Source organism: Salinicola rhizosphaerae (assembly GCF_014652715.1).
Taxonomy (GTDB): domain Bacteria; phylum Pseudomonadota; class Gammaproteobacteria; order Pseudomonadales; family Halomonadaceae; genus Salinicola; species Salinicola rhizosphaerae.
On sequence record NZ_BMZI01000005.1, the window covers coordinates 69,230 to 90,514 of the forward strand.

Here is a 21,285-nt window from a genome sequence, read left to right on the forward strand (position 1 = left end):
CGGCTTGATAGACCTAGGAAACGAGAGACTAGGGAAAAGATAGACCCGAGAAACAAGCGAACAGCGAAATGAAAAAAAAAGGAAACGAGACACGTCAGCGAAGACCGGGCGCGGCGACCTCAGGCGCTGTTCGCCTCGGGTAACGGCGTCGGGTGCTTGCCCTCCACCCAGCCGAGGCTGCCGCTATCGGTCGGGCGGAACCAGTCGAGCGTTTCCGCCAGCCGCACGACGCTGCCGACCACGATCAGCGTTGGCGGTTGCGGTGCCCTCTCCGCGAGACTTGGCGGCAGCGTCTGCAGCGAGCCCAGATGCACCCGCTGATTCGCCGTCGTGCCCTGCTCGATCAGGGCCAGCGGCGTATCAAACGCCATGCCATGTGCCATGAGCTCCGCGCGGATGAGCTCGAGCGCGCCGAGCCCCATGTAGAAGACGAGCGTCTGGCCGCCAGCGGCTAGCGTCGACCAGTCCAGGTCGCAACTGCCGTTCTTGAGGTGCCCGGTCACGAAGCGCACCGACTGGGCGTGATCGCGATGGGTCAACGGCACGCCGGCGTAGGCGGCGCAGCCCGAGGCGGCGGTGATCCCCGGCACCACCTCGAACTCGATGCCGGCTTCGACCAGCGCCTCCAGCTCTTCACCGCCCCGCCCGAAGATGAACGGATCGCCGCCTTTCAGTCGCACGACATCCAGCCCGGCACGCGCCCAGTCGACCAGGGCCTGGTTGATGCCCTCCTGCGGCACGCTGTGCCGGGAACGCGCCTTGCCGACGTAGAGCCGCCTGGCCTCGGGATTGGCGAGCGCCAGGATCTCGGCGCTCACCAGCCGGTCGTGGATCACCACATCCGCCCGCTGCAGGCGCTTCAGCGCCTTCAACGTCAATAGTTCCGGATCACCGGGGCCGGCGCCGACCAGCGCGACCCGCCCACGCCGCCAGCGCCCGACCGGCGTTTCGCGTTCGGCCACCGTCACCCGCGGCGGCAGACGCACGCTGCTGAGTTCCGGATGTGCCGGCACGTGGACCGCGACCCGCGCCTCACGCGCCCACTCGGCAAGGCGCCGATCGGTCTCGATATCGCCGCTGGCCACCAGCCAGAGCTGCCCCGCCGCCGGCTTTGGTAGATCGTCGCGAATCTGCCACCGCTGATTCTCGCAGAGTGCCACCAGGCCTGGCATCGGCGTCACCGCGTGAACGCTCAGCGCGTCCGTCAGATCGACGAAGCGGCGCGCCAGCGACAGCGCCTCAGCGCCGCCGCCGATCAGACGCACGTCAAGCTGTTCGGGATCGTACTGCAGTGTCAGGGTTTCAAGAGCAGATCGAGTCACGGTTCGAACCATCGGTTGGCGCGGCAACAGGCAGCTTCCGGGCATGAAGCCGCTGGTTGCCGGCATTTAACGATCAGCGCATTGTAAACGCCCCTCCGACGAGGGCGAAGGAACGCTTTTTCACACGGTTATAACCGAAGACGCCTTCACCGCAACCGCAGTGAAGGCGTCGAGCTGGCTATCGATGATCCGGCGTTCCCGGCGAGGTTCACTCGACGTTGATACGCTCGATGCCACCCATGTAAGGCTGCAGTGCGCTCGGCACGTCGATGCTGCCATCTTCATTCTGGAAGTTTTCCATCACCGCCAGCAGACAGCGACCGACCGCCAGCCCCGAACCGTTGAGTGTGTGCACCAGCTGCGGCTTCTTCTGCTCAGGCGTGCGGAATCGCGCCTGCATGCGCCGCGCCTGGAAGTCCTCGCAGTTGGAGACCGAGGAGATCTCGCGATAGGTGCTCTGGCTCGGTAGCCACACCTCGAGATCGTAGGTCTTCGCCGCGCTGGCCCCCATGTCGCCGCTGCACAGCGTGACGACCCGATAAGGGAGTTCCAGCGCCTGCAGAATCGCCTCGGCGTGACCGCGCATCGCCTCCAACGCCTCGTAGCTGGTCGCCGGGTCGACCACCTGCACCATCTCGACCTTGTCGAACTGATGCTGACGAATCATGCCCCGCGTGTCGCGACCGTAGGCGCCGGCCTCACTGCGAAAGCAGGGCGTATGAGCGGTCAGCCTCAAAGGCAGCGCGGACTGCTCGAGAATCTCGTCACGCACGATATTGGTCAGCGGAACCTCGGCGGTCGGAATCAGGTAATAGTCGCTGTCCTCGAGCTTGAACAGATCCTCGCCGAACTTCGGCAGCTGTCCGGTGCCCATCAGCGAATCACCGTTGACCATGTATGGCACATAGCACTCTTCGTAACCGTGCTCGAGGGTCTGCTTGTCGAGCATGAACTGTGCCAGCGCCCGGTGAAGACGCGCGATCGGGCCGCGCATCACGGCGAAGCGCGAGCCGGTCAGCTTGGTCGCCAGTTCGAAGTCGAGATAGCCGAAACGCGCGCCGAGATCGACGTGATCACGCACATCGAAAGCAAACTCGCGCGGGGTGCCCCAGCGGTGCAGTTCGACGTTGTCATCTTCGTCGGCGCCTTGCGGTACGTCGGCATGCGGCAGATTCGGCAGGCCGGTCACCAGCTCGTCCCAGGCTGTTTGCACGTCGGCCAATTCACGTTTGGCGCCGTCGAGATCGTCGCCAAGCTTGCCGACCTCGTCGAGCAGCGGCTGGATGTCCTCGCCGGAGGCCTTCGCCTTGCCGATCGCCTTGGAGCGCACGTTGCGTTCGTTCTGCAGCTGCTCGGTACGGGTCTGCAGCTCGCGCCGACGAGACTCCAGCGACTCGAGCTTCGCGATATCCAGCGTGAAGCCCCGCAGGGCCAGGCGTTGGGCGACGAACTGCGGATCGCTTCGCAACAGCTTGGGGTCGAGCATGACGATGATTTCCGTTGAAGGTTGAACCGATAGCCTGCACCAGCGCAGGTGCCGACGGCGAGCCGGCAGCGACCGAGCGATGCCGGGGCGTTTGTTGCAGGGAACCGTATTGTAGGGAAAAGCCGCGAGCCGCACCATGCGCGCCGGGCTTTCCTGCGAGCACTTGCTTGCCGAAGGCCTGGGCGAGGGGTTTCGTGCCAGCACTGCCGCGGCCGCGCTACAATGTCGCCCTTTCGCCTCGACGGGCGTTTGGTATCCCACGACGATAAGACAGCGTCTGCACCGCGACTCGACGGCAAGGCGCCGACAAGACAGGCTCGATGAACACGATGATTGCAAGGCTCGACCCGACTGACGACGATCTGACCCTCGACGAGCGCTACCGCCGTTTTCTCGATGCGCTCGAGGTGAGCGGATTCGAGGGCGAGATCGCGCCGGACGCGGCCAACCGCACCGTGCTGGCGACCGACAATTCGATCTATCAGCGGCTACCGCAGGCCGTCGTCTACCCGCGCCACGCCGAAGACCTCGAGCGTCTCGCCAGACTGGTCGCCGAGCCGACGCATCGAAGCGTGGTTCTGGCGCCCCGCGGTGGTGGCACCGGCACCAACGGCCAATCCCTCACCGACGGTCTGGTCGTCGATCTTTCGCGCCACATGAATCGCATCGTGGAGATCGATGCCGACAACCGCCGCGTTCGCGTCCAGGCAGGCGTGGTCAAGGACCAGCTCAACGCCGCGCTCAAGCCGTATGGACTGTTCTTCGCCCCGGAGCTTTCGACCTCCAACCGCGCCACCATCGGCGGCATGATCTCCACCGATGCCAGCGGTCAGGGAAGCTGCGAATACGGCAAGACACGAGACCACGTGCTCGCGCTGGACGTCGTGCTGCTGGGCGGCGAACGTCTCCACAGCGAGCCCTTGGACGACGCTGCGCTGGAAGCGGCCCGCAACGGCAAGGGTCGTCGAGCTGACATCTACCGCTGCGTGAGCGGAATCGCCGCCAGCGAACGCGAGCGGATCGCGGCGACGTTTCCACCGCTCAACCGCTGCCTGACCGGCTACGATCTCGCCCACCTGACCGACGCAACCGGACGCTTCGATCTCAACAGCGTGCTTTGCGGCGCCGAGGGCTCGCTCGCGCTGCTCAATGAAGCGACGCTCAACGTGCTGCCGCTGCCCAAGCACTCCACGCTGGTCAACGTGCGCTACGCGGGCTTCATGGATGCTCTGCGCGATGCCGAAGCGCTGATGAGCGTTTCGATCTCCCCGCAGACGCGATTCGACCAGGTTCAGACCCAGGTTCGGGCCCAAGATCAGACGCTGTCCGATCAGGCGCTGACGCTTCGCCCCACCTCGATCGAGACGGTGGACGACACCGTGCTAATGCTGGCCATGGACGACTTCGTCTGGGACAGCGTCGCCGAATTCTTCCCCGCCGACGATGCCACGCCGATCCGCGGCATCAATCTGGTCGAGTTCAACGACGACGATGCCGACCGCCTGGCCGAACGGGTCCGCGCCTTCACCGAGCACCTCGGCAGCGATACCCGCGTCGAGCGACTCGGCTACACCCTGGCCGAGGGTCGTGCGCAGATCAGTCGCGTCTACGCCATGCGCAAGCGCGCCGTCGGGCTGCTCGGCAACGCCAAGGGCGAGAAGCGGCCGATCCCGTTCGTCGAGGACACGGCAGTGCCGCCCGCGAAGCTGGCCGACTATATCGCCGAGTTCCGTGCCCTGCTCGATGCGCGCGGTCTCGACTATGGCATGTTCGGTCACGTCGACGCGGGCGTGTTGCACGTGCGCCCGGCGATCGACATGAAGGACCCGGCGCAGGCCAAACTGATCCGCGAGATCTCCGATGAGGTCGCCGCACTCACGCAGCGCTACGGTGGCCTGCTCTGGGGCGAGCACGGCAAGGGCGTGCGCTCGGAATATTCGCCACGTTTTTTCGGGACGCTCTATCCACTGCTGCAGCGCGTCAAGGCGGCGTTCGATCCCTACAATCAGCTCAATCCCGGCAAGATCGCGACGCCAAGCCCAGACGGTGATGCCGGGATCATCGACGGTCACGATCCCGGTCTGCTGGCCGTCGATGGCGTGACGACGCGCGGGGAGCTCGATCGCCAGATCGACGAGCGGGTGTGGCAGGAGAACGCCAGCGCGGTTTACTGCAACGGCAACGGGGCCTGCTACAACTACGACCCGAACGACGCGATGTGTCCGTCGTGGAAGGCAACGCGCCAGCGCGTACACTCGCCGAAGGGGCGCGCCAGCCTGATGCGCGAGTGGCTGCGCCGTCAGGGTAACGCCGGCGTAGATGTGGTCGACGTCAGCCGCGAGCAGCGCCGGGCCGGCCTCGGCCATTGGCTGCGCGCTCAGCCCGGCAAGCTGGGCCGCGCCGCCGCCATGCGCCGCGGGGAAACCGATTTCTCCCACGAGGTCTATGACGCCATGGCCGGGTGCCTGGCGTGCAAATCCTGCGCCGGGCAGTGTCCGATCAAGGTCGACGTGCCCGATTTTCGCGCGCGCTTTCTGGAGAGCTACCACAGCCGCTATGCGCGCCCTCTGCGCGACTACCTGATCGGCGGGCTGGAGTTCGTGATGCCGCATCTCCAGCCGTTCGCGGCGTTCTACAATGCGCTGCTCGACAACCGGCTGGTCGATCGCGTTCTCGCCCGCGGCGTGGGCATCGTCGACTCGCCGCGGCTATCGCGGGCCAGCCTGAAAAAGGTCCTGCGCGCCTGGGGCGTGGCGGAGGCGACCCCGCTCACGCTGGGCCGCTTGAGTGCCGCGCAGAAGCGATCGAGCGTAGTGCTGGTACAGGACGCCTTCACCACCCATTTCGAATCGCGCCTGGTGCTCGATGTCGTCGAGTTGCTCTCTCGACTCGGTCTCCAGGTGTTCGTCGCGCCGTTCCAGGCCAACGGCAAACCACTACACGTCCAAGGCTTTCTGGGCCGCTTCGAGCGCACCGCTGCGAGGCAGGCAAGCCGCCTCAAGACACTGGCCGGATTCGGCGTACCGCTGGTCGGCATCGATCCGGCCATGACGCTCACCTACCGCCAGGAGTACGTCAAGACGCTGGGGCCCGATGCCGTCCCCGACGTGCTGATGCTGCAGGAGTGGCTGCTGTCGCTCGATCCGTCGATCTTCCACTGCGGCTTCGACGCGCCGGCAAACGACTTCGGCGATCCCGGTTACCGACTGCTGGCCCACTGCACGGAAAAGACCAACGCACCGGGGAGCCCGAAGGCTTGGCAGCAGCTGTTCACGCGGTTCGGCCTATCACTCGATCTGGTAGCGACCGGCTGCTGCGGCATGTCGGGAACCTACGGCCATGAGGCACGTCACCGTGAAACGTCCGAAGCGATCTACGATCTCTCCTGGCGGGCACCGGTCGAGGAAGCAGCCGACCCCGGATGCCTGCTGGCGACCGGCTACTCCTGTCGCAGCCAGGTCAAGCGGCTCTCCGGGCAGCGACTCGCGCATCCGCTGCAGGCCCTGCTGCATCACGTTCGGATCGCCAGCACCGAAGTAGAAGATCGCTGACAGCGATGAACCATGAGCTATCTTTGGGCAAGCCGCGCCCCCGACTGACGACCCGCGATACGTCTCGGGGCCGGTATCTGACGACAACTTTTCGACGACAACACCCTGACGACCACGGAAGCGCCCTGCCATGACAGAAGCCAGACACGTCGTCTGCCCGCACTGCCTCGCCGTCAATCGCGTGGCCGATACGCGGCTCGACGACCGGCCCAACTGCGGCCGCTGCCAAAACGCGCTCTTCACCGGTGCGCCATTGACGCTGGACTCGGCGAATTTCGACCGCTTCATCTCGCGCAGCGACCTGCCGATTCTGGTCGACTTCTGGGCCGACTGGTGCGGCCCTTGCAAGGCCATGGCGCCCGGTTTTGCCAGCGCGGCGAAAACGCTCGAGCCACGGATCGTGCTCGCCAAGCTCGATACCGAGGCCGCAACCGATGTCGCCTCGCGCTTCGGCATTCGCAGCATCCCGACGCTGATTCTGTTTCGTGGCGGCCGCGAGATGGCGCGCCAGGCCGGCGCCATGCGGCAGCCGGATATCGTGAGCTGGGTCCAGCGACAACTCGCCACAGCCTGATTCATCACGCATCGAGCGCCCGGCATTGCATCGGGTGTGCGCCGTCGCTAGTCTGCGCGCTTTTCAGACCGCCCCGGAGAGATCGCCATGGAAAATGCTGCCCTTGCCCTGACCGGCATCGGCCTGCTGGCGCTGGTTTGCCAATGGCTCGCCTGGCAGCTGCGGGTGCCGGCCATTCTGCCGCTGCTGATCGCGGGCGTAGCCGCCGGTCCGGTCACTGGCATTCTCGAGCCCGACGCCGTGCTCGGGGACCTGCTGTTTCCGCTGGTCTCTCTGGCGGTCGCGGTCATTCTGTTCGAGGGGGCACTGACGCTCGATTTTCGTGAGCTGCGCGGTCACGGCCGCACGGTCAGCCGCTTGGTGACCTGGGGCGCACTGATCACGGCGCTGATCGGCATCGCGGCGGCACACCTGATGCTCGGGCTATCGTGGGAGATGGCCAGCGTGCTCGGCGCGCTGCTGGTCGTCACCGGCCCGACGGTCGTATTGCCGCTGCTGCAGACGCTGCGCGCCCGCGAGCACGTGAGTCAGATCCTGCGCTGGGAAGGCATTCTGATCGATCCGATCGGTGCCATCGGCGCGGTCCTGGTCTACGAGTACGTGGCGCTGGGGGCCTCCAACGGTGCTGCCACTCACACGCTGGTCAACTTCGCGCAGACCGCAATCATCGGCTTCGGGCTGGGCACCGCCGGCGGCTATCTCTGGGGTAGCGTGCTGCGCCATTACTGGCTGCCGCAGCGCCTGCACAGCTTCGGCACCTTGATGATCATGCTGACGCTCTATACCGCGTCCAACACCCTGTTCCACGAATCGGGGCTGCTGACCGTCACCGTCATGGGCGTGTGGATGGCCAACATGCGCGGCGTGCCGACGCAGCCCATTCTGGAATTCAAGGAAACCCTGTCGATTCTGCTGATCTCGGGGCTATTCATTCTGCTGGCCGCACGCCTGAGCCTCGAACAGCTCAACCTGCTCTCCTGGCAGGCCTGGGCATTTCTGGCGATTCTGGTCTGGCTGGCGCGACCGCTGGCGGTCTGGCTGTGTACGCTGGGGAGCTCGTTGAGCTGGCGCGAGAAAGCCCTGCTGGCCTGGCTCTCCCCTCGCGGTATCGTCGCCGCGGCGGTGGCTTCGCTGTTCGCCATTCAACTCGAGGCGCTTGACGTGCCCGGCGCGGAGCTGCTGGTGCCGGTCACCTTTCTGGTGATCATCAGCACGGTCGTGGTTCAGAGCCTGCTCTCGCGGCCGCTGGCCCGTCTGCTCAAGGTGAGCGCACCGCCCCCCTCCGGTTTCTTGATCGTCGGCGCCAATCCGGTCGCACGGGCCTTCGGCAAGACACTGCAGGAAGCGGGGTTCTCGGTACGCCTTTGCGACCACAACTGGGATGCCATTCAGGAAGCGAGGATGGGCAGTCTGCCAACCTATTATGGCAACCCGCTTTCCGAGCACGCGGGTCAGCATCTGGGCCTGACCGGCCTCGGTCACATGTTGCCGCTGTCGCCCTACCGGGAGCTCAACAATCTGGCCGCGCTGCACTTCGAGCACATTCTCGGCCACGGCAACGTCTTCCGGCTGGCGGTGGAGTCCTCCCGCAACGCCCGCCGTCATCATCAGCAGGCCTTGGCTCACCTGCCGCTGCTGTTCGACGGCAATACGACGTTCACCAAGCTCTCCAGCCTGATCGCGCAGGGAGCGGCGATCCGCCACGCCAATATCAGCGAAAGCTTCGATATCGACGACTACCGACGCATACACCAGGATCGGCTGCTGACACTGTTCACTATCTCGACCAGCGGTCGTATTCGTATCGCGACAGCCGAGAAGCCCCTCAATCCCAAGGCCGGGGACACGCTGATCAGCCTGATTTTCCCTGACTCACCGGAATTCTGACACGCGCCCCCAAACGACGACACCGCCAGCCCCGAAGCGAGCTGACGGTGTCGATGCCGGCGTCCGGCCACAGCGGTGGCTGGGGTCGCCGCGTTAGGCTTTGTCTGAAAAGTCCACGAGCGAAGGCCAGACAAGGCAAAAATTGGCAAAAGAAGGACCGGGCTGGCGCTCCAGTTTACGGGTGTAAATGAGCATCTTGAGCCGTTTTTTAACACTGTATGGGCAAGCGCAGTGCTTTTCAGACATGGCCTAGAAGAACAATTTTCGCAGCGCAGCGCCCGGCTCTGGCTCACGCATGAACGCCTCGCCGACGAGGAAGGCGTTGACGTCGTATTCACGCATGCGCTCGACGTCGTCACGGGTGTGGATACCGGATTCGGTCACCACGGTGACACCCTTCGGGATGCGCTTGAGCATTTCGAAGGTAGTTTCCAGTGACGTCTCGAAAGTGCGCAGATCGCGGTTGTTGATGCCGACCAGCGGCAGATCCAGCGTCAGCGCCCGCTCGAGCTCGAAGATATCGTGAACCTCGACCAGCACGTCCATGCCAAGCGCCGTCGCCTGCTGATGAAGATCCTTGAGCTGGGTATCATCGAGTGCCGCGACGATCAGCAGGATGCAGTCGGCGCCAATACCGCGAGCCTCGGCGACCTGGTAGCTCTCGATGATGAAATCCTTGCGAATGACCGGCAGCTCGCAGGCCTCGCGGGCGGCGATCAGATAATCTTCGTGCCCCTGAAAAAAGTCGGCGTCGGTGAGCACGGAGAGACAGCTCGCGCCGGCCGCGGCGTAGTCGACGGCGATATCGGCGGGCCGAAAGTCCTCGCGAATTACCCCCTTCGACGGCGAGGCCTTCTTGATCTCGGCGATCACCGCCGGATCGCCGCCGCGGATGCAGTCATCCAGCGCCTTCACGAAACCGCGGGGAGCACCTTGCGCCATGGCGCGCTGCAACCACGCCTGCTCACTGGTCTCGGCTCGCCGCGTCGCGATCTCTTCACGCTTGCGCGTCAGGATCTTGGCAAGAATGGTGGGCAATTCATGATTGGCGTTGTCGGTCATGCGACGGCTCCCGTGGCGGCGCTGGCATGGTAAAAGGTGATAGGCGAGATGAGGTGTCTCACTACTGGCCCCTCACTGCTGGAAAACGCGAGTGAAGTCGGCAAGCTCCTTGAGCTTCTCCAGCGGTAGCTTCGAGGCCTGGGCGTCCTGCGCCATCAGCACCCCTTCCTGCAGCGAATCGGAGACACCCGCGGCGAAGAGTGCGGACCCCGCATTCAGCGCAACAATGTCGCCGGCGGGCCCCTTGCCCACCAAGGCGTCTTTCACCAGCTTGAGGCTATCCTCGGCAGTGACCACCTTGAGCGGCGCCAGCGACTGACGCTCGATGCCCAGCGATTCCGGCGTGATGGTGTATTCGTGAATCTCGCCGTCTCGCAGCTCGGCGACCTGTGTGGGGGCAGCCAGCGAGATCTCGTCCAGACCGTCCTCTGCGTGAACCACCAGCACGTGACGACTACCGAGCTTGCGCAGCGATTCGGCGACCAGCGGCACCAGATGCGGTGCATAGACGCCAAGCAGTTGGTTAGGCGCGCTGGCTGGATTGGTCAACGGGCCGAGAATGTTGAAGATGGTGCGCACGCCCATCTCGCGACGAGGGCCAATCGCGTGGCGCATCGCCTGATGATGGCGTGGCGCGAACATGAAGCCGACGCCGACCTGCTCGATGCAGCGCGCGATGGTCGCGGCATCCAGATCGAGATAGATGCCAGCCACATCGAACAAGTCAGCACTGCCGGCAGACGAGGAGACGCCGCGATTGCCGTGCTTGGCGACGTGCCCGCCAGCTGCGGCAACGACGAAGCTCGAAGCCGTCGACACGTTGAACAGATTGGCACCGTCGCCACCGGTACCCACGATGTCGACGATATTGTCGCAGTCCAGCGCGACCGGCTGCATCAGCTCGCGCATGACCTGGGCCGCAGCCGTGATCTCGTCCGCCGTCTCGCCTTTCATCGCCAGCCCGATCAGGAAGCCGGCAATCTGCGAATCGGTCGCCTCGCCGGTCATGATGGTGCGCATGATGGCATGCGTATCGTCATAGCCGAGGTCCTGGTGGCGCATGAGCGCGCCGATGGCATCCCGCATCTGCATGTCGATATCCTCTCTATCCGGTTTCAGGTCTGTCCGGTGTCAGGCGCGCCGCTTCAGAAAATTGGCCAGCAGTTCGTGGCCCTGGCGCGACAGAATCGACTCGGGATGAAATTGTACGCCTTCGATATCCAGCGTCTTGTGCTTGAGCCCCATGATCAGGCCGGGCGTAGGATCGTCGTCATCGACCCACGCGGTGACCGCCAGACAGTCGGGCAACGTGTTCTGATCCACCACCAGCGAGTGATAGCGCGTGACTTCCAGCGGATCCTCCAGCCCCTCGAACACCCCTTCACCACGGTGACGGATCGCCGATGTCTTGCCATGCATGACCTGCGGCGCGCGAATGACATCGCCGCCATAGACCTGACCGATCGCCTGATGTCCGAGACAGACGCCCAGTATCGGCAGCTTGCCGGCGAAGTGGCGGATCGCCTCCATAGAGATACCCGCTTCGCTCGGCGTACAGGGGCCGGGCGAAACGACAAGATGCGTCGGCGCCAGCCGCTCGAGCTCGGCGAGATCGACCTCGTCGTTCCGTACCGTCACCACATCCGCGCCCAGCTCGCCCAGATACTGGACGATGTTGAACGTGAAGCTGTCGTAATTGTCGATCATGAGAACTGACATGGCGCTGGATTCCCGATTTCCGTCGATAAAGGTGTGCGCTGGTTCCGGTGGACCGGAGCGCGTTGCTCATGCCGGCCTTCCAGGGGCGAGGTCCACAGGTCGGGACCATAAAAAATGCCGCCCGGGGGCGGCATTGCTGAAACGAATTCTTCAGACACTGGCGAGCCGCCCTGCTTTCAAAGGCGCCACCACCACTGGATCGATTGATAGCTGCTTGCTGTCTTCATGCCAAGTCTCGGCCGTGTCTTGATGACCGGTATAGTGCCGCGCTGGCGCCGCTCGTGTCAATTCGCCAGGCCGCGCCTCGGCGCGGTTCACTCGCGTACATGATCGCTACCCGGGCGCGTCGCATCCTCCCGCCCACGCGTCGTCGTCTCGTCATCGCCAAGGTGGCAAAGCAACTCATGAATATCCGGAAAGATCGGCTCGACCGCGCTCTGGCCAGGACGCAGCGGCCCCAGCCTGATCTTGAGGAACTGCCAGAAAACCAGACCGTATTCGCCGAGGTACTCACCCGCTCTCGTCTGCCGTGCGACCGCTTCGCCGTTCGCGATCCGGGCGGCAAGATACGGCATCACCAGAGGCTTTACCTGCTCGAACGCCTCGATGTCGGTCGCCCCTTCACCAGCCACACCCGGCAGTGCCGGCACCAGCGCCTGCCACCCGTCACCTCGAGGCCTGATCGCCACATCGTAAATGAGTTCTCGCATGAGGTTGCCGATTGTCCTTGTTCTATCTGCGGTCAGCGGCGCAACGCGCGTTTCATGTCGTCCTGGTGCCGCACGAGGATCTCGAATTCTGATGCCCATTCTGGCGAGCGACCCAGCGCGACGATTCACCGAACAACCGGCTTTCCAGAGCGCAATCCGAAGCGACACGGACGAGACGGCTCCTCGTCGCTCCCAATCCAGCCGCTCCCAATCCAGCCTCTTTCAATTGAGCCGCTTTCAATTGAGCCGCTTTCGATTGAGCCGTTTTCGATTGAGCCGTTCTCAATCCACTCGTACCAGCTCGCCGCGCTCGATGAGAAACCAGGGCCGAGCGAACGAGCGCTCGGCGCAGTAGCGTCGAGCATCTGCGGTGCGGGCGCCGCGCGGAAGCATGGGCGCCAGGAAGCAACGGAGGCGATCCACGAATTCGCTATCGGTCATGGCGATTTCTTCACGACGGAACACGTGGCCGAAACGGGTCGCGCGGGATTCGAACCGCTCGCGCTCCGCTCTGAAAGCACCCAGCAAAAGCGGCTGCGCGATCTGTTTGGCCAGATCACTCTGGTAGAACGAGGCGTCCTGACTGATCGCAGCAACGTCCTCGCGGTGAAAGATGATGATATGACCGAGTCTCAGCGCCTCGTGAATCATCATCTCGTCGTCCCCCGTCCCGCTCCCTGCCCGGTCATCGAACAGGGGACGGCACGGCGCGGGTAGCGGTCTCATCATATCGGCTGGCTTCCATGCGCATGACATCAGTGATCTCGGAGTCACGTGAGTCTCTGAAAATCCCGAGAAACAGAGAGTAAAAAGCATAAACCGATATCGAGAGGATGAGTTTTTTCACACTTTGGTATAGGGAAGCTTGGGGATGGGTGGCTTGGGGAGGGATGCAAGAAGATTCCGGGATGGGCTTAGCAGGATACGCTCGGATCGAGAGCAACAGAAAAGCGCGAGAGACAGGGCGCGAGCGGTCATTGACAGAAATCAACTAGAGTGAGGGCCGACACTCGAATTCACCGGGCGGCCGATGGGCGGAACGCGGCCCGCCAAGCAATGTGACATGCAGGCCAGCGTACGCGGGCCCATCTCTGCGATACCCGATACGCGGATTCGACCCACGAACTCGATCCACGAAAAAGCCGCCTGCGGAGGAGTCCACAGGCGGCTAGATCGATGACAATCTGGTGGAGCCTAGCGGGATCGAACCGCTGACCTCGACACTGCCAGTGTCGCGCTCTCCCAGCTGAGCTAAGGCCCCAGAATCGTTCAAACTTCAGAACGCGCAGTAATATAATCGCCGACCACGGTAGAGTCAACCTGACTGGATACATTGGTACGTTTGGGAAAACGGCAAAGTTTGCAGCGGGCAATTTTTCCGTGTTGAAACTGGAGTAATCGGTCCAACAACGTGTCACACTGTTACCAAGGGGAATAGGGTTTCCAATTCGAAAACTTAGGAAACTTTTTGTAAACATCGGAAGGCAGGCAGCCATGTCGTCACTCGGCACGCCTTCAATGCTGAACGCCACCAACGACAATCTGGCGGCAGCGCACTTCCGAGCGAAGCGGAAAACCCGGGGGAGTCATCTTGATCAGGGTATTAGTCGCCGACGACCATCACCTGGTACGTACGAGCATCGCTCGCGTGCTGGCCAGCGAGTCGGACATCGAGGTTGTCGCGGAAGCGGAGAACGGGGAAAGCGCCTTGAGCGAGTGCCGCGCGCACTCGCCGGATATCGCGATGGTGGATATTCGCATGCCGGGTATCGGCGGCCTGGAAACCATTCTCAAGCTGCTCAAATCGCACCCTGGCACACGCGTGATCGTGCTTACCGGCCAGACGGAGGAGAGCACCGCCCAGCGGTTGATCGATGCCGGTGTCACCGGATTCATCAGCAAGGGCACCGAACTCGACCTGATGATCGCGGCCGTGCGCAAGGTAGCCAGCGGCGAACGCTTCATCAGCCCGGATATCGCGCAGCGGGTCGTGCTCGCGCGCAGCGAAGGGCGCAGCAATCCGTTCGATCAACTCTCCCATCGCGAGCTGCAGATCGCCACGATGATCATCCACTGTCATCGAGTGAGCCGGATCTCGGAGCAGCTGTGCCTGAGCCCCAAGACGGTCAATACCTATCGCTACCGCATCTTCGACAAGCTGCAGGTGCAGTCGGATGTCGAGCTGACGCACCTCGGGCTGAAACATGGCTTGATCGAGGGGTTCGATACGCCCCGGTGACGTCGCGATACGTGTGGAGTGACAGCGCATTTGGCCACGGCGCGGCATCGGCCGACTGCTCGGCTTTGTTATACTCGCGGCATGAGTGAAAACCAGCCCGACATTTCGGCGCCGTTCGACGCCAAACACTTCCTGAAATCGGTCTCCGAGTCGCCGGGCGTCTATCGCATGCTCGACGCGTCCGCCAACGTGCTCTACGTCGGCAAGGCGAAGCGGCTCAAGGCACGGTTATCCAGCTATTTCCGCGGCGCGCTCAATACCAAGACCCAGGCCTTGGTCGCCCGCATCCAGGATATTCAGGTCACCATTACGCGCAGCGAGACCGAAGCGCTGCTGCTCGAACAGACATTGATCAAGGAGCTTCGTCCGCCCTACAACGTGCTGTTGCGGGATGACAAGTCTTACCCTTATGTCTTCGTGACGGACAAACACCCTTACCCGGCCCTGGAGTTCAAACGCTCACGACAGAAGCGCAGCGACGGACGCTACATGGGGCCCTATCCGAGCGCCACGGCGGTGCGGGAAAGCCTGTCGCTGATGCAGAAGATATTCCGGATTCGCAACTGCGAGGACAGCGTGTTCGCGCATCGCCACCGGCCCTGCCTTCAGTACCAGATCAAGCGCTGCAGCGCGCCCTGTGTCGACTACATCAGCCAGGCGGAGTATCAGCGCGATATCGATCATGCGGTGATGTGCCTGGAGGGGCGTAGCGAGCAGGTCACGCAGCAACTGACCCGGGATATGGAAAGCGCAAGCCAGGCGCTCGACTTCGAGGAAGCGGCTCGCCTGCGCGATCAGATTCAGCAGCTGAGGCGCCTGCAGGAGAAACAGTTCGTCGATAACGCCGACGGCGATGCCGATGTCTTCGCGCTCGCCGAACAGCCGGGAGGCATCTGCATCAGCGTGCTGGCGATCCGTCAGGGGCGCATGCTGGGGGCACGCCATCATCAGCCCGAGAACGGCCTGGATCTGGGCGCAGACGACCTCCTGACCGAGTTCGTCAGCCAGTACTACCTTGGCCAATCCCGCGAGATCCCGCAGGAGGTGATCACATCGCATGCGCTGACCGATGGCGAACTGTTGCAATCGGCGCTCGCCGAACGCGCTGGACGCCGCGTTCGCGTCGCGTCTCAGGTTCGCGGTCATCGAGCCCAGTGGCGTCGCCTCGCCGTCACCAACGCCGAGCAGCATCTGGCCACGCAGCTGGCCAACCGCACGCAGTTGAGCCGACGCTTCGAGTCGCTGCGCGATGCGCTTGAGATGGACGACATCCCCACGCGGCTCGAGTGCTTCGATATCAGTCACAGCCACGGCGAAGCCACGGTGGCTTCCTGCGTGGTGTTCGATCCCGACGGCCCGGCGAAGTCGGACTACCGCCGCTTCAACATCGAAGGGGTCGCTGCGGGTGACGATTACGCCGCCATGCGCCAGGCCCTGACGCGACGCTACAAGCGCATCCAGAAAGGCGAAGGCAAGCTTCCGGACATTCTCATCGTCGACGGCGGCAAGGGGCAGCTCAACATGGCACGCGACGTCATCGAGGAGCTGGACGTCACGGGCGTCACCCTCATCGGCGTCGCGAAGGGCGTGACACGCAAGGCCGGACTCGAGACGCTGTTCATCGAGACGGTGGACCGCACGCTGAACCTGGATACCAGTTCACCAGCGCTGCATCTGATACAGCACATTCGCGATGAAGCGCACCGCTTCGCCATTACCGGTCACCGCCAGCGCCGCGACAAGCAGCGGCGAACCTCTTCACTGCAGGATATTCCGGGTGTCGGCCCCAAACGCCGCCGGGAGCTTCTACGCTTCTTCGGTGGCCTGCAAGGCGTGCGCAAGGCGACACGAGACGACCTGGCTCGCGTTCCCGGCATCAACGATCAGATGGCGACTACCATTCACCAGGCGCTGCACGGATGAGTGGCGCCAGGTGCGTGGATGCCGGGATCAAGCGGGCGTAGAATGCCATCACACTTACCTCGAGCAAGGATGCTAGCGGCACGATGAACATTCCCAACATGCTGACTCTGGCCCGAATCGTGTTCATCCCGCTGCTGGTGGTGCTGTTCTACCTGCCCTACCGCTGGAGTCTGCCGGTAACCGCCATTCTCTTTGGCGTGGCGGCGGTGACCGACTGGCTCGATGGTTACCTGGCCCGTCGCTGGAACCAGAGCACGCCGTTTGGAGCCTTTCTCGACCCCGTCGCGGACAAGGTCATGGTGGCGGTCGCCCTCGCCCTGCTGGTCGAGCGGTACGAAACCCTCTGGCTAACCCTGCCAGCCCTGGTCATCATCGGCCGAGAGATCGTGATTTCTGCCCTGCGGGAATGGATGGCGGAAATCGGCCAGCGCAAACGGGTGGCCGTGTCATGGATCGGCAAATCCAAGACCACCCTGCAGATGGTGGCTCTGCTTCTGCTTTTAGGTTTTCCGCCCTCTTCCGCCGTCGCGGATATCGGCGTGATCATGCTCTACGCCGCCGCCGCGTTGACGCTCTGGTCGATGATCCAGTACCTGAAGGCAGCCTGGCCTGAGCTGACGCGCTCGATGTAACGGTTTCGATGCGAAAAAATGCCATAAGCGTTTGACAGTTACGGACTTATCCTTATAATGCGTCGGCGAGTTCAGCGGGAATAGCTCAGTGGTAGAGCATCGCCTTGCCAAGGCGAGGGTCGGGAGTTCGAATCTCCTTTCCCGCTCCAACTCAAAGAGTCAGGAAACGGTTAGCGAGGCAGCCGAAAGGCATTCAGATCCTCACACCGCTCTAACTCGTAAGGCTGGATGGCAGAGTGGTTATGCAGCGGACTGCAACTCCGTGTACGCCGGTTCGATTCCGACTCCAGCCTCCACTTCTTCTGCGTTGAATCGCACCGATTCAGTCGCCTCTCGCAAGATATGTAATTCGGCCCGGATGGCGAAATTGGTAGACGCAAGGGACTTAAAATCCCTCGGTGGCAACACCGTGCCGGTTCGAGCCCGGCTCCGGGCACCAAAGCGCTAACCGTTCGCCACGCCAGAACATCCTCGGCGATACCTCGAATATCAGACCCTGGATCGATATGGGCGATGAGCCATACCGATAGCGCCAGTCGCCGTCCGCGTCTCTCACAAGAAAAAGCGACCCGGGATACGTAGTGGCATGGCTGCTAGGTATCTCGGGTCGAAGTCGTCGCAGGGAAGCGACAAAACCGTAGCCGATAAAACGCAATGCCTCTGGATGACCGAGGCGAATTGCCACACCCTTGCGGCCACCCTTTATCGGCGCATCCGACCCCGGCTTGAGAAAACTTCGTCGCATGCAGCCCCAGGCAGAATGTGCGACACTGCGCCGCCCGAAATATCGACCATGCCACCCCGACATTGATATGAATACGCCCCCCGCTTCGCTCACCACAGTCGCCAGTCACGACCGGCTCGATCGCACGCTATCCGTCGCCCCGATGATGGAGTGGACGACGAGAGACTACCGGGCGTTTGCCCGCTGTCTGACGAAACGGACGCTACTCTACACGGAGATGGTGACGACAGGCGCGATCCTGCATGGAACGCCCCGTGAGCGGTTTCTGGGCTACGACGATCTCGAGCATCCGCTGGCCCTGCAACTCGGCGGGAGTGATCCGGTCGAGCTCGCCGAATGTGCCGCGATAGCGCAGTCGTGGGGGTACGACGAGGTCAATCTGAACGTGGGCTGCCCGAGCGACCGGGTTCAGAACAACCTGATCGGCGCCTGCCTGATGGCCCACCCGGAGAAAGTCGCCGACGCCGTCGAGGCGATGCAGCGAGCCGTCTCGATCCCGGTCACCGTAAAGTGCCGGATCGGCATCGACGATCAGGACGAAGACGCAGACCTTGAGCGCTTCATCGAGATCGTCGCTGCCGGCGGCTGCGATACCTTCATCATCCACGCGCGCAAGGCATGGCTTCAGGGACTCTCTCCCAAGGAGAATCGAGAGGTGCCGCCGCTCAATTACGAGAGAGTCTACCGACTCAAGCGGCAGCACCCCGACCTGCATATCGGCATCAATGGCGGCATCAAGACGCTCACTGCGAGTCAGGAGCATCTAGAGAGCGGTGTCGACAGCGTGATGATCGGCCGCGAGGCCTATCAGAATCCGTGGCTGCTCGCCGATGTCGATAGCCGCTTGTACGATGCGCGAGATCCCGTAATGACCCGGCACGAGGCCGCCCGTGCCTTCCGTCCCTATCTCGTCGAACGGCTCGCCCAGGGCGTCAAGCTCAATCACGTCACGCGCCATCTACTGGGGCTGTTTCAAGGGTGCCCGGGGGGACGCCGATTCCGCCGTCATCTGTCGGAAAACGCGCATCGGGAAGGCGCCGGCATCGGCGTATTCGATGATGCGCTCGGCATGGTCGATGAACGCCAGCTGGACGCAACTTCCACATCGGCCACGAAGGTGGCGGCAACATCGAGCTAGCAGGTTAGAACGTCGAGGACTCGTAGCGTGACTGGAACGTCTCGACTGCACTTTCGACCTCGTCGATCTCCTCGTAGCGGGCGACGTGGAAGAGCGCCTCGCCCTCGTTGACCAGCGGCAAGTTGCTCATCCCGATCACGATGCCGTCGGCGCTGGCGATGACCGGCGCTTCATCGTTGCCGAAGGGATCGGCCACAAGCCCCAGCACCTCCCCTTTCGAGACGCGCGCACCCAGTCGCGCGCGCGGGCGCAGAATGCCGTCGATCGGGGCGCGCGCCCAGCTGGAGCCGTTGGCGATCTCCGCCGCGGGCGGCGAGCGCCGTCGGCCCTCGCTCGGCAACATGCCGATCAGACGCATGACCCGGCGAATGCCACGTACGCCGGGGGCGATCGCCCACTCATCGAATCGCAGCGCCTCGCCCGCCTCGTAGGTCAGCACCGGCACACCGCGTCCCTGGGCATACTCGCGCAGGCTGCCCTCGCGAAGCTCGGCATTCAGGATGACCGGCACGCCGAACGCCTCCGCCATGGCCTGGGTCTCGGGGTTGCGGCGCAGCTGCGAGCGAATCTGAGGCAGGTTCGTGCGATGGATCGCGCCCGTGTGGAGATCGATGATGTGTGTCGCTCGGTCGACCATCTCCTCGCGCAGCAGCGCCGCGATTCGCGAGCCCAGCGAACCACTCTCGCTACCGGGGAAACAGCGGTTGAGATCACGACGGTCCGGCAGATAGCGCGACTGCTGGACGAACCCGAACACGTTGACCACCGGCACGGCAATCAGCGTACCGCGCAGTCGTGACAGCACCGGCAACTTCAATAGTCTTCTGACGATCTCGACGCCGTTGAGCTCATCGCCATGGATACCGCCGCAGACGAGCAGCACCGGGCCTGGCTGTCGTCCGTGGATGACTTCGACCGGTATGTGCAGCGGGGCGTGGGTGTAGAGCTTGGCGACAGGCACGTCGATCTGGCGACGCGAACCCGGCTCGATCAGTTCGCCGGAGAGTTCGAAGGAGGGCTGTACCATGGAGATGTCGTGACACCTTGATAAGAAAATCGCTCCGCGAGGCGCGGCGGCCGTCACGCGATCGTAGCGAGAACCCCGCCATCTTGCGAGCCCGTACCCTCCCGGCGTGTTATGCCGGAGTCTCGTCGAGGCTCGTCCTGACGACGCCCGCTTGAACAGCTCACCGACAGGCCGCGGTCATGCAATTCGGCGTCTCTAGAACTCGGCATCTTCGATCGGACGCAAACGGTGACGCCACAGCCAGATAACGTCTCGCCCGAACGAGAGCACCAGCAGCAAAGCCGCCATCGCGGCGAACGCAGTCGCCCAGGCCGAATCGATGAACGGCAGCAGACAGATCAGCAGCGTGGCGACCTGCCAGACGCAGACGGTCTTGCGGAAGTAGCTGACCGGTAGCGTGCGGTTGAGCCAAGGCCAGTAGATGCCGGCCACGACGAAAAGATAGCGTGCCCCGCCCAGCAGGAGTACCCAGCTACCCACCTTGTCCAGAGCGATGAGCGCCGCGCACAGGACGACGATGAAGAAGGCGTCGAGCTCCATGTCGAAACGAGCCCCGAACTCGCTGGCGGAGCCGGTCCGGCGAGCGACCCAGCCATCGATGCCGTCCAGCGACAGCGACAGTAAAGAGAGTGCGGCGACACCTTCGGCATGGCGCTGCATGAAATCCGGATAGACCACAAGCCCCGCCACGACCGCAACCATCGTCGCCCGCAGCAGCGTGACGCGATTGGCCCAGCCCAGCCCCCGTCGAGCGGCCGGCCAGGCAAACAGCACCATCGTCGCGATCGCGATATAGACGCCCCCGGCAGTGAATCGCAGACCGTCCGGTGCGGAGAACGCCCAGTGAACCCATTCGACCATGACCGCGACGAGCGCAAGCCCGAGCGTCAAGTCAATCCAGCCTGTCGAAGCCTGCAAGCGCGTGCGCTGCGCCTGTCGTTCCAGCAACCGCGTCGGTGACTGCCGCATATCGGATCCCTCCGTGGTGAGAAGCTATTCCCGCTTCTGTCGTCGAGACATCGACTCATCGATCTCTTAAATCCCTACGCTTCACGTACAAGTTTGGATGCACCTGATCCGATTTGCGAGTTGACGCAACCTATTTGTCATACACCGACAAAGGGCCCATATTGTATGCATCGCAAGGGTATGTACGTCGTTCTGCCGATTGGGAGACGAACAAAAAAAGCGTACAACCGAGAATGATGTATAGTCTTTGTATAACTTATAGCCACTAGACTCTGTCATACTTCACTGACGGCCGAGGTCG

16 protein-coding genes and 4 tRNA genes are annotated in these 21,285 nt (G+C 63.2%); 10 read left to right on the forward strand and 10 right to left on the reverse strand.

What is annotated here, in order from left to right; all coding sequences use genetic code 11:
- Window positions 1–119: 119 nt before the first annotated feature.
- Together cobA and serS are read right to left on the reverse strand one after the other, a co-directional pair.
- The gene (gene cobA, locus IE125_RS11720; RefSeq protein ID WP_229809110.1) at window positions 120–962 is read right to left on the reverse strand and encodes a uroporphyrinogen-III C-methyltransferase; all 843 of its coding nucleotides are present in this window, start codon (window positions 960–962) and stop codon (window positions 120–122) included.
- Between the two features lie 568 nt (window positions 963–1,530).
- On the reverse strand, window positions 1,531–2,808 hold the full coding sequence (serS, locus tag IE125_RS11725) for a serine--tRNA ligase (RefSeq protein ID WP_189444874.1): 1,278 nt from the start codon (window positions 2,806–2,808) through the stop codon (window positions 1,531–1,533).
- Between the two features lie 329 nt (window positions 2,809–3,137).
- On the opposite strand from serS, the gene IE125_RS11730 reads away from it, so the two are divergent.
- The 3 genes from IE125_RS11730 to IE125_RS11740 all read left to right on the forward strand — a co-directional run bounded on the left by IE125_RS11730 (window position 3,138) and on the right by IE125_RS11740 (window position 8,820).
- On the forward strand, window positions 3,138–6,359 hold the full coding sequence (locus IE125_RS11730) for an FAD-binding and (Fe-S)-binding domain-containing protein (RefSeq protein WP_189445155.1): 3,222 nt from the start codon (window positions 3,138–3,140) through the stop codon (window positions 6,357–6,359).
- A gap of 130 nt (window positions 6,360–6,489) precedes the next feature.
- Window positions 6,490–6,933 (forward strand): thioredoxin TrxC, encoded by a 444-nt coding sequence (gene trxC, locus IE125_RS11735; RefSeq protein ID WP_189444875.1) that lies wholly within the window; start codon window positions 6,490–6,492, stop codon window positions 6,931–6,933.
- Window positions 6,934–7,020: 87 nt separating this feature from the next.
- The gene (locus IE125_RS11740; protein ID WP_189444876.1) at window positions 7,021–8,820 is read left to right on the forward strand and encodes a cation:proton antiporter; all 1,800 of its coding nucleotides are present in this window, start codon (window positions 7,021–7,023) and stop codon (window positions 8,818–8,820) included.
- A 249-nt stretch (window positions 8,821–9,069) separates the two neighbouring features.
- Here the strand turns inward: IE125_RS11740 and trpC are convergent, their stop codons facing one another.
- From trpC to IE125_RS11770, 6 genes are all read right to left on the reverse strand, one after another.
- Entirely contained in the window at window positions 9,070–9,882 is an 813-nt protein-coding gene (gene trpC / locus IE125_RS11745; protein WP_189444877.1) for an indole-3-glycerol phosphate synthase TrpC, read from the reverse strand.
- Between the two features lie 72 nt (window positions 9,883–9,954).
- A complete protein-coding gene (trpD, locus tag IE125_RS11750; RefSeq protein WP_189444878.1) occupies window positions 9,955–10,974 on the reverse strand; it encodes an anthranilate phosphoribosyltransferase in 1,020 nt (339 codons plus the stop codon).
- Between the two features lie 39 nt (window positions 10,975–11,013).
- Entirely contained in the window at window positions 11,014–11,601 is a 588-nt protein-coding gene (locus IE125_RS11755) for an anthranilate synthase component II (RefSeq protein WP_189444879.1), read from the reverse strand.
- A 314-nt stretch (window positions 11,602–11,915) separates the two neighbouring features.
- The gene (locus IE125_RS11760; RefSeq protein WP_189444880.1) at window positions 11,916–12,311 is read right to left on the reverse strand and encodes a type II toxin-antitoxin system HicB family antitoxin; all 396 of its coding nucleotides are present in this window, start codon (window positions 12,309–12,311) and stop codon (window positions 11,916–11,918) included.
- Window positions 12,312–12,593: 282 nt separating this feature from the next.
- A complete protein-coding gene (locus IE125_RS11765; protein ID WP_229809073.1) occupies window positions 12,594–13,040 on the reverse strand; it encodes a hypothetical protein in 447 nt (148 codons plus the stop codon).
- Window positions 13,041–13,496: 456 nt separating this feature from the next.
- Window positions 13,497–13,572: transfer RNA gene (locus IE125_RS11770), tRNA-Ala, on the reverse strand.
- 330 nt (window positions 13,573–13,902) lie between these two features.
- On the opposite strand from IE125_RS11770, the gene IE125_RS11775 reads away from it, so the two are divergent.
- The 7 genes from IE125_RS11775 (at window position 13,903) to dusA (ending at window position 18,988) form a co-directional block, all read left to right on the forward strand.
- A complete protein-coding gene (locus IE125_RS11775) occupies window positions 13,903–14,550 on the forward strand; it encodes a response regulator (RefSeq protein WP_189444882.1) in 648 nt (215 codons plus the stop codon).
- 81 nt (window positions 14,551–14,631) lie between these two features.
- Complete coding sequence (uvrC, locus tag IE125_RS11780) at window positions 14,632–16,473, forward strand: excinuclease ABC subunit UvrC (RefSeq protein WP_189444883.1); 1,842 nt, start codon at window positions 14,632–14,634, stop codon at window positions 16,471–16,473.
- A gap of 83 nt (window positions 16,474–16,556) precedes the next feature.
- Entirely contained in the window at window positions 16,557–17,105 is a 549-nt protein-coding gene (pgsA, locus tag IE125_RS11785) for a CDP-diacylglycerol--glycerol-3-phosphate 3-phosphatidyltransferase (RefSeq protein WP_189444884.1), read from the forward strand.
- A 74-nt stretch (window positions 17,106–17,179) separates the two neighbouring features.
- Window positions 17,180–17,254, forward strand: a tRNA-Gly gene (locus IE125_RS11790).
- A gap of 73 nt (window positions 17,255–17,327) precedes the next feature.
- A tRNA-Cys gene (locus tag IE125_RS11795) sits at window positions 17,328–17,401 on the forward strand.
- Window positions 17,402–17,457: 56 nt separating this feature from the next.
- Window positions 17,458–17,544: transfer RNA gene (locus IE125_RS11800), tRNA-Leu, on the forward strand.
- Between the two features lie 373 nt (window positions 17,545–17,917).
- Complete coding sequence (gene dusA / locus IE125_RS11805; RefSeq protein WP_189444885.1) at window positions 17,918–18,988, forward strand: tRNA dihydrouridine(20/20a) synthase DusA; 1,071 nt, start codon at window positions 17,918–17,920, stop codon at window positions 18,986–18,988.
- Window positions 18,989–18,992: 4 nt separating this feature from the next.
- Here the strand turns inward: dusA and IE125_RS11810 are convergent, their stop codons facing one another.
- Together IE125_RS11810 and IE125_RS11815 are read right to left on the reverse strand one after the other, a co-directional pair.
- A complete protein-coding gene (locus IE125_RS11810) occupies window positions 18,993–20,015 on the reverse strand; it encodes a succinylglutamate desuccinylase/aspartoacylase family protein (protein WP_189444886.1) in 1,023 nt (340 codons plus the stop codon).
- Window positions 20,016–20,210: 195 nt separating this feature from the next.
- Complete coding sequence (locus tag IE125_RS11815) at window positions 20,211–20,984, reverse strand: CDP-alcohol phosphatidyltransferase family protein (protein WP_189444887.1); 774 nt, start codon at window positions 20,982–20,984, stop codon at window positions 20,211–20,213.
- Window positions 20,985–21,285 lie beyond the last annotated feature (301 nt).

Bases quoted from the DNA above. Each gene is read 5' to 3' on its own strand.
- IE125_RS11765 (WP_229809073.1), bottom strand. From the start codon at position 13,040: ATGATGAGACCGCTACCCGCGCCGTGCCGTCCCCTGTTCGATGACCGG.
- serS (WP_189444874.1), bottom strand. From the start codon at position 2,808: ATGCTCGACCCCAAGCTGTTGCGAAGCGATCCGCAGTTCGTCGCCCAA.
- pgsA (WP_189444884.1), top strand. From the start codon at position 16,557: ATGAACATTCCCAACATGCTGACTCTGGCCCGAATCGTGTTCATCCCG.
- IE125_RS11730 (WP_189445155.1), top strand. From the start codon at position 3,138: ATGATTGCAAGGCTCGACCCGACTGACGACGATCTGACCCTCGACGAG.
- trpC (WP_189444877.1), bottom strand. From the start codon at position 9,882: ATGACCGACAACGCCAATCATGAATTGCCCACCATTCTTGCCAAGATC.
- dusA (WP_189444885.1), top strand. From the start codon at position 17,918: ATGAATACGCCCCCCGCTTCGCTCACCACAGTCGCCAGTCACGACCGG.
- IE125_RS11755 (WP_189444879.1), bottom strand. From the start codon at position 11,601: ATGTCAGTTCTCATGATCGACAATTACGACAGCTTCACGTTCAACATC.
- IE125_RS11760 (WP_189444880.1), bottom strand. From the start codon at position 12,311: ATGCGAGAACTCATTTACGATGTGGCGATCAGGCCTCGAGGTGACGGG.
- trxC (WP_189444875.1), top strand. From the start codon at position 6,490: ATGACAGAAGCCAGACACGTCGTCTGCCCGCACTGCCTCGCCGTCAAT.
- uvrC (WP_189444883.1), top strand. From the start codon at position 14,632: ATGAGTGAAAACCAGCCCGACATTTCGGCGCCGTTCGACGCCAAACAC.
- IE125_RS11740 (WP_189444876.1), top strand. From the start codon at position 7,021: ATGGAAAATGCTGCCCTTGCCCTGACCGGCATCGGCCTGCTGGCGCTG.
- trpD (WP_189444878.1), bottom strand. From the start codon at position 10,974: ATGCAGATGCGGGATGCCATCGGCGCGCTCATGCGCCACCAGGACCTC.
- IE125_RS11815 (WP_189444887.1), bottom strand. From the start codon at position 20,984: ATGCGGCAGTCACCGACGCGGTTGCTGGAACGACAGGCGCAGCGCACG.
- IE125_RS11810 (WP_189444886.1), bottom strand. From the start codon at position 20,015: ATGGTACAGCCCTCCTTCGAACTCTCCGGCGAACTGATCGAGCCGGGT.